Source organism: Pseudomonas sp. JZ134 (assembly GCF_051027695.1).
Lineage (GTDB): Bacteria > Pseudomonadota > Gammaproteobacteria > Pseudomonadales > Pseudomonadaceae > Chryseomonas > Chryseomonas luteola.
In genome coordinates, this window is record NZ_CP069250.1 from 1,224,855 (window position 1) to 1,236,983 (window position 12,129).

Annotated in this window: 13 protein-coding genes; 6 read left to right on the top strand and 7 right to left on the bottom strand. The window is 58.4% G+C overall.

All coding sequences use genetic code 11. The annotated features are described in order from the left end of the window. Nucleotides 1–49 precede the first annotated feature (49 nt). Nucleotides 50–646, top strand: coding sequence for an HAD family hydrolase (locus JQR86_RS05590; RefSeq protein WP_010795230.1), 597 nt, complete (start codon nucleotides 50–52; stop codon nucleotides 644–646). A 45-nt stretch (nucleotides 647–691) separates the two neighbouring features. Here the strand turns inward: JQR86_RS05590 and ypfJ are convergent, their stop codons facing one another. After that, nucleotides 692–1,555: a KPN_02809 family neutral zinc metallopeptidase gene (gene ypfJ / locus JQR86_RS05595; RefSeq protein WP_434154465.1), complete on the bottom strand. Its 864-nt coding sequence runs from the start codon at nucleotides 1,553–1,555 to the stop codon at nucleotides 692–694. A 65-nt stretch (nucleotides 1,556–1,620) separates the two neighbouring features. Continuing rightward, entirely contained in the window at nucleotides 1,621–2,526 is a 906-nt protein-coding gene (locus tag JQR86_RS05600; protein ID WP_407362116.1) for a PhzF family phenazine biosynthesis protein, read from the bottom strand. Between the two features lie 133 nt (nucleotides 2,527–2,659). On the opposite strand from JQR86_RS05600, the gene JQR86_RS05605 reads away from it, so the two are divergent. Together JQR86_RS05605 and JQR86_RS05610 are read left to right on the top strand one after the other, a co-directional pair. Next, nucleotides 2,660–3,718, top strand: a complete 1,059-nt coding sequence (locus tag JQR86_RS05605) for an SDR family oxidoreductase (protein WP_407363399.1) — start codon at nucleotides 2,660–2,662, stop codon at nucleotides 3,716–3,718. A gap of 82 nt (nucleotides 3,719–3,800) precedes the next feature. Continuing rightward, complete coding sequence (locus tag JQR86_RS05610; protein ID WP_219652620.1) at nucleotides 3,801–4,184, top strand: hypothetical protein; 384 nt, start codon at nucleotides 3,801–3,803, stop codon at nucleotides 4,182–4,184. A 54-nt stretch (nucleotides 4,185–4,238) separates the two neighbouring features. Here the strand turns inward: JQR86_RS05610 and pdxY are convergent, their stop codons facing one another. Next, on the bottom strand, nucleotides 4,239–5,135 hold the full coding sequence (gene pdxY / locus JQR86_RS05615) for a pyridoxal kinase PdxY (protein WP_407362115.1): 897 nt from the start codon (nucleotides 5,133–5,135) through the stop codon (nucleotides 4,239–4,241). Between the two features lie 63 nt (nucleotides 5,136–5,198). Beyond that, nucleotides 5,199–5,624: a DUF411 domain-containing protein gene (locus JQR86_RS05620; RefSeq protein WP_407362114.1), complete on the bottom strand. Its 426-nt coding sequence runs from the start codon at nucleotides 5,622–5,624 to the stop codon at nucleotides 5,199–5,201. 195 nt (nucleotides 5,625–5,819) lie between these two features. On the opposite strand from JQR86_RS05620, the gene JQR86_RS05625 reads away from it, so the two are divergent. Then, entirely contained in the window at nucleotides 5,820–6,257 is a 438-nt protein-coding gene (locus JQR86_RS05625) for a DUF4345 family protein (RefSeq protein WP_407362113.1), read from the top strand. 3 nt (nucleotides 6,258–6,260) lie between these two features. Here the strand turns inward: JQR86_RS05625 and JQR86_RS05630 are convergent, their stop codons facing one another. Further along, nucleotides 6,261–7,406, bottom strand: coding sequence for a YbfB/YjiJ family MFS transporter (locus tag JQR86_RS05630; RefSeq protein ID WP_074824637.1), 1,146 nt, complete (start codon nucleotides 7,404–7,406; stop codon nucleotides 6,261–6,263). A 107-nt stretch (nucleotides 7,407–7,513) separates the two neighbouring features. On the opposite strand from JQR86_RS05630, the gene ptrR reads away from it, so the two are divergent. Together ptrR and JQR86_RS05640 are read left to right on the top strand one after the other, a co-directional pair. Then, a complete protein-coding gene (gene ptrR, locus JQR86_RS05635; protein WP_434154466.1) occupies nucleotides 7,514–8,398 on the top strand; it encodes a putrescine utilization regulator PtrR in 885 nt (294 codons plus the stop codon). A 93-nt stretch (nucleotides 8,399–8,491) separates the two neighbouring features. Beyond that, nucleotides 8,492–9,421: a Gfo/Idh/MocA family protein gene (locus JQR86_RS05640; RefSeq protein WP_434154467.1), complete on the top strand. Its 930-nt coding sequence runs from the start codon at nucleotides 8,492–8,494 to the stop codon at nucleotides 9,419–9,421. Nucleotides 9,422–9,455: 34 nt separating this feature from the next. Here the strand turns inward: JQR86_RS05640 and trmA are convergent, their stop codons facing one another. Together trmA and JQR86_RS05650 are read right to left on the bottom strand one after the other, a co-directional pair. Beyond that, nucleotides 9,456–10,544 carry a tRNA (uridine(54)-C5)-methyltransferase TrmA gene (gene trmA / locus JQR86_RS05645; protein WP_434154468.1) on the bottom strand — a complete coding sequence of 363 codons (1,089 nt, stop codon included), beginning with the start codon at nucleotides 10,542–10,544 and terminating at the stop codon, nucleotides 9,456–9,458. A gap of 215 nt (nucleotides 10,545–10,759) precedes the next feature. Then, entirely contained in the window at nucleotides 10,760–12,055 is a 1,296-nt protein-coding gene (locus JQR86_RS05650; RefSeq protein WP_122044747.1) for an NCS2 family permease, read from the bottom strand. Nucleotides 12,056–12,129: the final 74 nt, after the last annotated feature.

A 12,129-nucleotide genomic window follows, 5' to 3' on the forward strand; every position in this document is an offset into this window, starting at 1 on the left:
GACGGAAAGAGGTGCGGCGCAGTTCCCCAATCTCTGACTTAGGAAGACCATGAACCTTTGTGACTACACCCATTGGGTATTTGATATGGACGGTACCTTGACGGTTGCCGTACATGATTTCGCAGCCATTCGGCGTGCCCTGGAGATACCACCTGAGGCTGATATCCTCCATTACCTGGCCGCCTTGCCCGAGGCGGACAGCAAGGCCAAGCATGCCTGGCTGCTCGAGCATGAGCGGGAGCTGGCTATGGGTTCCAAGCCTGCCCCGGGGGCGGTTGAGCTGATCAGGGCGTTATGCGCGCGCAACTGCCGGATCGGTATCCTGACCCGTAATGCTCAGGAGCTGGCCTACGTAACGCTGGAAGCTATTGGTATTGCCGAGTGTTTCAATCGGGCGGAAGTGCTTGGGCGAGACGAGGCGCCACCCAAGCCGCATCCAGGTGGGCTGCAGCATTTTATCGAGCGCTGGCAGGTGCAGCCGAGCGACGTGGTCATGGTCGGCGATCATCGAATTGATCTGGAGTGTGGCCGCGCAGCCGGTACGCGTACGGTATTGGTCAACGCACCGGAGAATACCTGGCCAGAGCTGGCTGATGATCATGCCGTGGACTGTTTCGCACTGGCGCAGCGCATCGCGCGGGCTTGAGAGAGGGGTACCGATCCGATCGATCGGGTGCCCGCCTTTGCAAGGTTATAAACGAGACGCTGTAAACGTATCGCAGCGCTCTACCGCACCATTGTCGAATCCGGTCCTGAACCAGCGGGCCCGTTGTTCGGAGGTGCCGTGGGTAAACGAGTCGGGAACGGCGCGCCCTTGAGCCTGCTCCTGGAGACGGTTGTCACCAATGGCATGGGCTGCGTTGATGGCTTCTTCAAGATCACCGGGCTCCAGCCAGTGTAGGCGTTTCTGGGCATGATTTGCCCAAACGCCGGCGTAACAGTCGGCTTGCAGTTCCAGGCGAACGGATAACCCCTGCGCACCTTGGGCAGGCATGCCACGGCGCTCAGCAGCCTGCATTTTTTCCGTAGTGCCGACCAGGTCCTGCACGTGGTGACCGATTTCATGGGCAATGACATAGGCACGGGCGAAATCCCCGGCTGCCGAGAAGCGGCGCTCCATCTCATCGAAGAAGGAAAGGTCCAGATAAACCTGCTGGTCAGCCGGACAATAGAACGGGCCGGTTGCGGCACTGGCGGAGCCGCAGGCCGATTGCACATGACCGTTGAAAAGAATCAGCTTGGGCTGTTGATAGTGTTCTCCATGGGCTGCAAAGATTTCGCCCCATGTGTCTTCGGTGTCGCCCAGGATGGCGCGGACAAAATCCACCTGTTTGGAGTTGGCGTCCGGCGCCTGGGTTTGCTGGGCTACCTGCGCCCCGCCGCCTGAACCTGTCACCATGCTCAGTACCTGGAGCGGGTCCTGGCCTGTCACCAGGCTGAACACCACGACCAGCAGAACCCCGCCAACACCGAGGCCACCGCCGATTTGCAGCCCACGGCCACCACCGGTGGCCTGTTCAACGTTGTCGCTACGCCGCCCTTTACCCCAATCCATCTCATCGCCTCGCTTGAACGCTTTGTGGGTGAGACCACGGGCGTCTGGCAGAGTGCGCCAAAATGTTACGAAACGTGGTGACTCGAGCCCTCAGCCGTTTGGCGATCGCGCAGTTCGACCACACACTCGGAGCGAGACAGCAGGTGAACATGTCCACCTACCCGTACGGCACCTTGTTCATCTACAGAGACATCCATCTGGCTGGGGCGCCCGGTGAAACCGCCTTGATGAATAACGAAGGGCTTTCCAGTGCCTTGGCAGCCGTGGCGGACCAGATAGGCCGCTGCTGCACCCGCTGCGCTACCTGTCGCAATGTCTTCTACCAGGCCGGCATTATCCCAGCTGCGACCTTCGCTACGTTCTACATCCAGCACATATACGAATGCCGCGCCAATACCGTGCAAACGCGCCTCCAGATCCTGCGCTGCGATCCGCGCACGGCCCAGTTGGCTACCTTTGACCGGCAGGATCAGATAGGGAAGCCCGGTACTGACAACCATGGGCGGGTAATCAGCATCAAGGTCTCGCAGTCGTAGTGAAAAGGCGTGAGCAAACCACTGGCTCTGCGCCTGATCCAACGGGCATCCCCACTGGACAAGGCCTTGGTCCATCTCGGCGTAATAGCCTGTTGCGGCGCGGTGAGTCATCAGGGTAACCGTTTTTTCCGAAAGCTCGATCCGCCAGGTCTCCTGCTCGGCCTGCCCGTGCTGATGGTGGAGCAGGGCGGCGGCCCCAACCAGCGGATGGCCGGCAAAAGGCAGCTCTTCCTCCATCGTGAAAATACGTGCACCAAAGGTATTTGCCTGCGCCCGTGGCTCAAGAAAGATGGATTCATACTGGCGCAGCTCCTGGGTCAGTTTCTGCTGCGTACTGACAGGCAGGCCCGAGGCATCCGGGAAGATGGCTAGCCCATTACCCGCGAGCGGACGATTCGCAAAAACATCCACATGCCAGTAAACCAATGGCGACATAGGGGCTCCTAACAAGGGTTGGTGAGTCCACAAGGCTACGTGTACGCAACGGCTCATGCCAAGCCGGTAATCGGCGCGACTCATCTTTGTTTCATGCGGATGCCCGGCATCCCCATTGTGGAGAATATTCATGTTGAAAGGTACAGCGCTCATTGTTGGTGTGACAGGGATTTCCGGCTACAACCTGGCCAATGTGTTGATATCCAGTGGCTGGACGGTGTATGGCCTGGCTCGCAAGCCCTCAAACCAGGAAGGTGTCATTCCTGTGACCGGTGATCTGCTGGATGAGCAGTCGCTGACCGCCGCGTTGAAGGATCTCCCCATTACCCATGCCTTCTTCTGTACATGGACCCGCCGCGACACCGAGAAAGAGAATGTCGAGGCCAACGGTGCCATGATGCGCAACCTCTGCAAGGCGTTGGAAAACGCGCCTCTTCAGCATGTGGCGCTGGTAACAGGAACCAAGCACTACCTGGGCCCATTCGAAAGCTATGGTCAGAATGCCGCCGAGACGCCATTCCGCGAGGAGCATCCCCGTCTGCCGGGTGAGAACTTTTATTACACGCTGGAAGACATCCTTTTTGAACATGCCGAGCGCCGCGGCTTCAGCTGGAGCGTGCACCGTTCTCACAGCATGATCGGCATGGCGCGTGGCAGTAATGCCATGAACATGGGCGTGACCCTGGCTATCTATGCAAGCATCTGCAAAGAGACCGGACGTCCCTTCGTATTCCCAGGCTCGAAGGTGCAATGGAATGGCCTGACGGATATCACCGATGCCGGCCTTTTGGCGCGCCAGATGGAGTGGGCAGCGTTGTCGCCCAGCGGACAGAACCAGGCGCTCAATACCGTCAATGGCGATGTATTCCGCTGGCGCTGGATGTGGACACAGATCGCGGACTTTTTCGGGCTGGAGGCCGCGCTCTGCCCGGACGAGCGTCAACCGCTGGAAGAGCAGATGAAGGACATTGGACCGGTATGGGAGGAGATGGCGCGTCGCTATGAGCTCGTTGAGTCCGACGTAGGCAAGTTGGCTTCCTGGTGGCACAGCGATGCAGACCTGGGACGTGAAATCGAGTGCCTGAACGACATGACCAAGAGCCGAGATTTGGGCTTCCTGGGATACCACGACAGCCGAGCATCCTTCATCGACCTGTTCAATCGCCTGCGGGCCGAGCGGATCATTCCCTGACCGCTGGTCGCTGCACTTGCACCTCCCGAGTCTCCTAGTGCCAAACCCTAGGCACACACATACAAGAGCCAGGAGGTGCCCGATGAACAAGAAACTCGCTATAGCAGCGTTGGCAGGTCTGCTTTCCACATCTGCCTTTGCTCAAACCGGCCCGACCGATCCGACATCCCCGACCGAGCCGGTAACACCCGGCCCCAGCGTGAATAGCAATGATGTGACACCAGGTGCCGACTCAGGCAGTTCACCCAACAATGGCAAAGGCGCGAGGACCACAACACCGGATGGCATGAATAACAGCACCGGTTCGAAGACAGGGCCTGACACCATGGATCATGGCACGCACCGTAGCCAGGGCAGCCATACCGGCACCGGAGCGGGCATGGGAATGGACAGCAACACTAACGGCACAGGTGCAGGCTCAACACCGGGCATGGGGCCGGCTGCCAACACGGGCAAAAATCCCTGATGATAGCGTTGCGCCGATAAAGCCCGCCTGATGCGGGCTTTATCATAAGAGGGCTCAGGTGGTCAGGCGTATCGCCTCAAAGTGCTCGCTTGGGGACATGATCTGATCGCGTGCTGCGATCAAGGGCAGGTCGCGGCTACCCGGTATAGTGCGGGCCACCAGGGCATAAAGCGTACTAACGGCATTGGCCACGGCTTCAGGCGTACTGACCCCACCCAGCAGATGCCCCAGCAGTACGGACGAAAACACATCGCCCATGCCATTAGGCAGTGGCTGCAGCTCAACGTAGGGGGTCTGTACCATCCATGCACTTCGAGCGGTCACCGCCAGTGTGCTGAGCTTGTCGAGTGGAAGATCCGGCGTTCGCAGACTCGTTATAACAATGGTGTCCGGGCCTGGGCATTCAGGCGTGCCGAGTAACTCGCGAGCGGCCTGGATAGCATGTTCTGTCGACGCCAGCGATGATCCATACAGCAGCTCGAACTCGTAATGGTTGGGTGTAATCAGGCTGGCCTGCTCAATGGCCCGTCGACGCAAAAACTCAGGAATCCCCGGTCGTACGAAGACGCCGCGGCCTACGTCGCCCATCACCGGATCGCAAAGGTAGTGCACGCCCGGCTTGTTCTTTCGGATCTCCTGTACCACGGACAGGATGACCTCACCAATAGCGGCGTCGCCCAGATAGCCTGACAGGACCGCATCACAGCGCGCGAGAATGCCGCGTGCTCTCAGCCCGTCAAGCACATCATGGATATGCTCAGGGGGAAAGACCTGTCCCTTGAACTCGCCATACCCCGTATGGTTGGAAAACTGCACGGTGTTGACGACGACCGGTTGAATGCCGAGCAATTGTAGCGGCAGGGTTGCCGCCGCATTGCCCACATGGCCATAGGCAACATGGGACTGGATGGAAAGTACCAGAGGAGGAGAGCCGAGCGTCTCGGAAGCCATAGGGTTGCAGATCCTTATCCAATAAAGGAGGCGTTGTACTGTTTATGAAAGGGACATGGGCCGTTAGTGCCGTGACACCACTTCATCCTTGCCATCCGTGTTGAGCCCCAGCACTTCATAGGCGTCCTTCCGATTACCCATCTCCATACCGGGAGAACCCAGGGGCATGCCGGGTACGGCTACGCCAAGCAGTTCAGGGCGCTGGCGAAGAGTCAGAATGTCGTGGGCTGGTACGTGTCCTTCAACAAACTTTCCGTCGATCACACCAGTATGGCAGGACGAAAATCGTGGCGGTACACCCAGCCGGGCCTTGAGTTCGCTCATGTTGGGTTCCATGTGATCGTGAACGGCAAAGCCGTTTGCCTCCAGATGCTTGATCCACTGGCTACAGCAGCCACAGTTGGGATCGCGGTATACGTCAATCGTCAAGGGTTCGGCTGCGTGAACTGTGCTGCCGAGCAAAGCGGCGAGTAGAACTAGGCGGCGCATGTAAAGGTCTCTTTCGGGTTGGCATACAGGCAGCATAAACTCACGGCCGCTCGAAGAGCAGGAGGCATTGGGTCTTTCGCTGTGCAAAGTGCTTCCACTTGTTAAGGACTGTTCAAAAGGCTCGTTGCTCTCTGGCTTTTTGAATGGATCTGTCTGGTTTGGCCCATGCGGCTACACCCCAAGGGAGAACAGGGGATGTTTTATACGCGTTTTGCTCGTGCGGTTCTGATCGCTCAGACACTGGTCTGGGCGGGTCTGGCGCTGGCCTATTGGTTCAGGCCCTATGAAATGACCAATGCCAGCGGAGTGCTGCTCATGGACTCCGCCTCGGTTACCGAAACCCAGGTCTTCTATGGCGGCCTGCAATTCGGTCTGGCATTGTTCACCGGTTTTGCAGTGTTCCGCCCTCAACTGGTACGGGCTGCCTTGCTGTTAATCGTCTTTTTGCAGTTGTCGACTGCCAGCGTTCGGCTTATTGGCGCCCTGTTGGCAGATGCGGGCGAGGCCAACTTCGACTGGTACAGCCAGCTTTACAAGATTGTCATCGCCATCCTGGCGATTGTAGCGCTGCGCCTTTTGGATCGCTGGAATCGCATGCTGGACGAGCGCTACGGAGATTACGAAGACGATTGAAACTCAGCTGGCGGAAGGCTGCGTTGCGGCCTGAGGGGCTGGTTGCAGCATCAGCCCTCCGGCCACGATCAGTCCGGCACCCGCCATCCAGAGTGCCGGGCCAAGCCCACCACTGAAATGGCTGCTGACAGCCGCCAGCAGAGGGCCCAATAGTTGGCCGCCTGCGAACGCAGCGGTTAGTAGACCGGCATTGCGGTGAGGCGTTTCTGGAGCCAGCTCACGGCTATGCTGCATCACCAGTTGCATGGAGGCCAGGAACGGTCCCCCACACAGCAGCACACCCAGAAACAGTGCGCTCATGCCGGGCAGCAGGCATAGCAAGACGCCAGCGGCCTGCAGCCACAGAGTCGCGATGAGCCAACGTCTTGTGGCACCGGGCCGCTGGCGACGAAAGCTGGCCAGCACCACACCCAGTGCGGCCGCCAAACCGAAGGCAGGCCAGAACAGATCAGCTACCCATTCGCCGTGGAAGCGCGCCGTAGCCATCTGGGAAAGAAATGTAGCCGGAACGATATAGCCCATGCCAACCAGAGCATAGGCGGCTGTCAGGCGGACCATGCGTGGCGAGATCGGCTTGGTTGATGTAACTGCATGAGCAGTAGTCGCCCGCGGCAGGGCTGGCAGTACAGCGATGGTCATCACCAGCGCCACCGCTGCATAGATCAGCCACAGGGTTGCCGAACCCTGGCCGTTCAGATTGGTGACCAGGGCCAGCAGGCCGCTCAGTACGATCCCTACGCCAGGACCAGCAAAAACCAGTGCGCCCAGTTTCGGCATGTTTGCCTGTGCCGCTACGCCCTGGCTGAGCCCGGTAACCATCACCAGCACCCAGGCACTGGCCAGGCCCGCGCCAAAGCGGAGCAGGGCGTGGGGCCAGAACCCTTCGGCCCACACCGAGAGAAGGGTCAGCCCTACACATAACCATAGGCCGGCAACGAGCCGAAAGCGGGTCTGGCGAGCAAAGAAGGCGTCCAATGCACCTACCAGATAACCCAGGTAATTGGCAGCAGCCAGCAGGCCTGCGGCTGTCAGGTCTATCTGGCCTTCCGCAATCAAGTGCGGAAGCTGAGGCGTCAATGCGAAGCGGCCAATGCCCATCGCAACGGACAGGGCGACCAGGCAGGCAAGCAGGCGGTGCAGGGCGGTCATGAGTGGTCCCTATGTAGGTTCTTGATTGATGTATATAGGGTAGGGCTTGTTAAGGTTCTCTAAAACTGAATAAATAAGAATAGGTTGTTCACTTAAAGAGAATGGTTATGGAACTGGCTGAACTGCGCATTTTTCAGGCGGTGGCTGAAACAGGATCCATTGCCCGTGCAGCGGAGCTGTTAAATCGGGTGCCTTCCAATCTGTCGACGCGCCTGCGTCAGCTTGAAGACAAGCTGGGCGTGGATTTGTTTGAGCGCGAGCGTCAGCGGCTGCATTTGTCTCCGGCAGGTACGGTGCTGTTGGGATACAGCCAGCGATTATTCGCCTTGGCGGACGAGGCCCGAGCGGCCGTGCAGGATGGTGCACCGGCGGGCGCCTTTGTGTTGGGGTCGATGTACAGTACTGCCGCTATTCATCTTCCGGCCATGATTGCGGCCTACCATCAGCAGTATCCCAGTGTAGAGCTGCAACTGCAGACGGGTCCCAGCGGCGAGCTCATCGATGGATTGCTGCAAGGACGGCTGGATGCTGCGTTGGTTGATGGGCCTGCCCGGCATGACGGCCTGGAAGGCGTTCCGCTGTTCGAGGAGCCCATGGTGCTCGTGACCGGAGCTGATCATCCTCCGGTACATTCAGCAGCCGATGTGGCAGGGCGTCCTGTATTTACGTTCCGAACCGGTTGCTCTTACCGGTTGAGGCTGGAGGCCTGGTTTGCGGCGACAGGCGGTGCCATGGGGCCTATCATGGAAATCGAGTCCTATCACAGCATGCTGGCCTGCGTGATTGCCGGTGGCGTTGCCATGATGCCCAAGGCCATGCTGGATAGCTTGCCCGGGCGCGACCGCGTTGCGTGCCATCCGCTCGAGGCCCGTTTCGCCACGGCCACTACATGGCTCATGTGGCGCAAGGGGCGCCAGGGTGCAAATCTCAAAGCGTGGATTGCCTTGCAGAGTAACGTGTCAAATGTGGCGGTTAAGTCTTTTGGTGCTTGAAATTCGTATGACGAATGCGAAACTGCACAGGCCGTGAACAAGAATAAAGGCGCGCTTTCTCATGCGCTTTGAAAAAAGGATTGAGAAAATCATATGATCAAAATCGCCATCGTCGGATTCGGCAAGATTGCCCAGGATCAACACCTGCCAGCCTTGCAAAAAAATCCTGACTATCAGCTCGTTGCTGTCGCCAGCCGTAATGCTTCTCTTGATGGCGTAGCTCACTACAAGACCCTTGAAGAGCTGCTCGACGCCGTGCCGTATTTGGACGCAGTCTCCCTCTGCGCACCGCCAGCCGTACGCTATGCACAGGCTCAACTGGCCCTTGCCCATGGCAAGCATGTATTTCTTGAAAAGCCGCCTGGGGCAACCCTCAGTGAGGTCGAGGCACTGTCGGAGCAGGCCAAGGCCGCGGGCAAGACCCTGTTTGCCAGCTGGCACTCCCGTTATGCTCAAGGAGTGGCTCCGGCCAAAGCCTGGCTGGCCGATAAAACCATCAAAGCCGTGCAGGTCAACTGGAAAGAAGATGTACGCGTCTGGCACCCGGGGCAAACCTGGATCTGGGAGCCGGGTGGTATGGGCATTTTTGACCCGGCCATCAATGCCTTGTCCATCGTGACCGAAATCCTGCCCAAGCCGTTTTTTCTCAAGCAGGCAGCGTTGCAGGTTCCGGAGAATTGCCAGACGCCGATTCGTGCGCAGCTGGAATTCAGTTATGAGCGCGGTGCAGCCATTCAGGCCGACCTGGACTTCCTGCAAACGGGACCGCAGACATGGGACATTCATGTCGAGACCGATCAAGGCAAACTGACCCTGTCCAAGGGCGGCAGCCAACTCTACATCGATGATCAGCTTGAAAAAGAAGGTCCGGATGAAGAGTATCCCGGCCTGTATGCTCGCTTTGCCGAGCTGGTCAAAAACGGTCAGTCCGATGTGGACGTCGCGCCGTTGCGGCATGTGGCGGATGCGTTCATGTACGGCCGACGTGAGACCATCGAGCCGTTCCACGAAGATAAGCAGTGATAGTGATCGGGCGGAATAGCCGCCCGGTCAGACCTTAGCGGCGCTCAAGCAGGACGCCGCTTTCCATGTGGTGCGTCCAGGGAAATTGATCGAACAGGGCGCAACGCACAATACGGTGAGTATCCTGTAGCTGGGCGATGTTCTGAGCCAGCGTTTCCGGATTGCAGGAGATATAGAGGATACGGTCGAAGCGACGTGTTAGCTCGCAGGTGTCCGGGTCCATCCCCGCACGAGGCGGATCTACAAACACGCTTCCAAAGGTGTAGCTTTTAAGATCAACACCCGCCAAGCGACGGAACGGACGCACCTCATTGAGGGCCTGGGTCAGCTCTTCGGCAGACAGGCGCACCAGGGTCACGTTGTCGATGCCATTATCTGCCAAGTTTGCCAGTGCAGCATTCACCGATGACTTGCTGATCTCGGTGGCCAGTACTTTGCGAACGCGGGTAGACAGCGGCAGGGTGAAGTTACCGTTCCCACAGTACAGCTCAAGCAGATCATCGTCCCGCTCGCCAAGTACATCGTAGGCCCAGCCCAGCATCTTCTGATTCACCGTCCCATTGGGTTGAGTGAAGGCACCCTCTGGCTGGCGATAGTGATATTCGCGACCTGCAATAGTCAGCGTTTCGTTGACGTAATCCCGCCCGACCACGATCCGTTTGCCACGGGAACGCCCGACGATATTGACGTTCAGCTCGGCGGCCAGGCATTCCGCAGCAGTTTCCCAGGCATCGTCCAATGGCCGATGGTAGGCCAGGGTGATGAGCGCCTCCCCGGACAGAGTAGTCAGGAACTCCACCTGAAACAGCTTGAACGACAACGTCTCGCTCGCCTGCCAGGCAGCCTTAAGGCGTGGCATAAGCTCATTGATGAGCGGGCTTGCGATAGGGAAGTTTTCAATCAGGATAGGCGTGTGCTTGTCGCCCTGTTCGAACATGGCGTAGTGCCGTTCGCCTTCTTCACGCCATAAACGAAACTCGGCGCGCAGTCGGTAATTCGCAAGGGGCGAGTCGAATACTTCAGGTTCAGGTGCATCGAATGGAGCCAGCAGCTCGATGAGGCGATTCTTTTTCGCCATTAACTGCGTTGCGTAATCCGCAGGCTCGAAGGAGGGAACATTCATGGTCAGCTCAGTGAACGTAGTGGGCTTTTCAGCTAGGGTGGAGGCAAGGCTGCTATTCAGCCAATGCCATTAGTCTGAGAATTTTCTCGGGCCGAAACCATAGGGAAAAATCCTAGGGCAACGGCTTGTCGCTACGCATCGTCCAGACTGATCAGGCAGTACCACTGCCTCACAGCGTAAAAAAGGGTGGGCCAGGCCCACCCTCATGCTCAACATCAGGCGTTGAACCAGCCTAATTTGATGACGAAGAGAATGGATAGGATGACCAAGGCAATGTTCAGGTCACGTGTGCGACCCGACAATAGCTTGATAACTGTCCAGGAGATGAAGCCGAACGCGATGCCATTGGCAATGGAATACGTTAGTGGCATGGCCAGCGCCGTGATCAGAACGGGCGCAGCAGTGGTCAGATCATCCCACTCAATCTCGGCCAACCCCGAGGCCATCAGCACGGCGATGAAGAACAGCGCTGGTGCAGTCGCAAAGGCCGGAACGCTGCCTGCCAGCGGTGCAAAGAACAGGGCGAGCAGGAACAGACCGGCTACCACGACCGCCGTTAGACCTGTACGACCGCCAGCGCTGACGCCTGCAGCCGATTCGATATAGCTGGTTGTCGTAGAGGTGCCCAGCAACGAGCCAAACATGGCTGCGCTGCTGTCCGCGATCAGAGCGCGACCCATCTTGGGCAGATGACCGTCCGGGCCCATTAGACCGGCGCGCTTGGCCACTCCGATCAAGGTGCCGGAGTTGTCAAACAAGTCTACGAACAGGAAGGCGAATATCACGCTCACCAGACCGATATCCAGCGCGCCCTTGATATCCAGCTGTAGGAAGGTTGGCGCCAGCGAGGGCGGCATGGACAGCACGCCGCCAAACGGCGTCGCACCAATACCGATAGCCACGAGCGTGACGGCCAGAATACCGATCAGGACGGCACCTGTGACCCCACGGGCTTCCAGCGCCACGATCAGGAAGAAGCCCAGGATCGCCAGGATCGGACCGGGTTTCGTCAGATCACCCAGGCCTACCAGGGTGGCAGGGTTATCTACAACGATACCCGCACCTTGAAGGGCGATCAGTGCCAGGAACAGGCCAATACCGGCTGCAATTCCTGAGCGTAGCGCCAGTGGGATGCTGTTGATGATCCATTCGCGGATGCGAAAGACCGACAGGATGAAAAACATCAGTGCAGACAGGAATACCGCCCCCAGTGCTGCCTGCCAGGTATGCCCCATGTGAAGCACGACGGTATAGGTAAAAAAGGCGTTGAGGCCCATCCCTGGCGCCAGCGCAATGGGGTAGTTGGCAATCATGCCCATGATGGCCGAGCCAATGGCGGCTGCTAGGCAGGTCGCAACAAATACCGCGCCTTTATCCATGCCGGTCTCGCCGAGGATGCTCGGGTTGACGAACAGGATATAGGCCATGGCTAGAAAGGTCGTAACCCCTGCCAGCAATTCCGTACGCACATTCGTGCCATGGGCCTTGAGTTGGAAGAGTTTTTCCAGCATGGGAAAAGGCTCCGAATAAGTTGAAGTCAGCGAAGGGCGCGCATGATAGCAGGTCCCCAAGCCGATGTTTCCGT

What these genes read in the sequence shown, in the direction of transcription:
- JQR86_RS05590 (WP_010795230.1), top strand. Translation starts at nt 50, where the DNA reads ATGAACCTTTGTGACTACACCCATTGGGTATTTGATATGGACGGTACC.
- ypfJ (WP_434154465.1), bottom strand. Translation starts at nt 1,555, where the DNA reads ATGGATTGGGGTAAAGGGCGGCGTAGCGACAACGTTGAACAGGCCACC.
- JQR86_RS05600 (WP_407362116.1), bottom strand. Translation starts at nt 2,526, where the DNA reads ATGTCGCCATTGGTTTACTGGCATGTGGATGTTTTTGCGAATCGTCCG.
- JQR86_RS05610 (WP_219652620.1), top strand. Translation starts at nt 3,801, where the DNA reads ATGAACAAGAAACTCGCTATAGCAGCGTTGGCAGGTCTGCTTTCCACA.
- pdxY (WP_407362115.1), bottom strand. Translation starts at nt 5,135, where the DNA reads ATGGCTTCCGAGACGCTCGGCTCTCCTCCTCTGGTACTTTCCATCCAG.
- JQR86_RS05620 (WP_407362114.1), bottom strand. Translation starts at nt 5,624, where the DNA reads ATGCGCCGCCTAGTTCTACTCGCCGCTTTGCTCGGCAGCACAGTTCAC.
- JQR86_RS05625 (WP_407362113.1), top strand. Translation starts at nt 5,820, where the DNA reads ATGTTTTATACGCGTTTTGCTCGTGCGGTTCTGATCGCTCAGACACTG.
- JQR86_RS05630 (WP_074824637.1), bottom strand. Translation starts at nt 7,406, where the DNA reads ATGACCGCCCTGCACCGCCTGCTTGCCTGCCTGGTCGCCCTGTCCGTT.
- ptrR (WP_434154466.1), top strand. Translation starts at nt 7,514, where the DNA reads ATGGAACTGGCTGAACTGCGCATTTTTCAGGCGGTGGCTGAAACAGGA.
- JQR86_RS05640 (WP_434154467.1), top strand. Translation starts at nt 8,492, where the DNA reads ATGATCAAAATCGCCATCGTCGGATTCGGCAAGATTGCCCAGGATCAA.
- trmA (WP_434154468.1), bottom strand. Translation starts at nt 10,544, where the DNA reads ATGAATGTTCCCTCCTTCGAGCCTGCGGATTACGCAACGCAGTTAATG.
- JQR86_RS05650 (WP_122044747.1), bottom strand. Translation starts at nt 12,055, where the DNA reads ATGCTGGAAAAACTCTTCCAACTCAAGGCCCATGGCACGAATGTGCGT.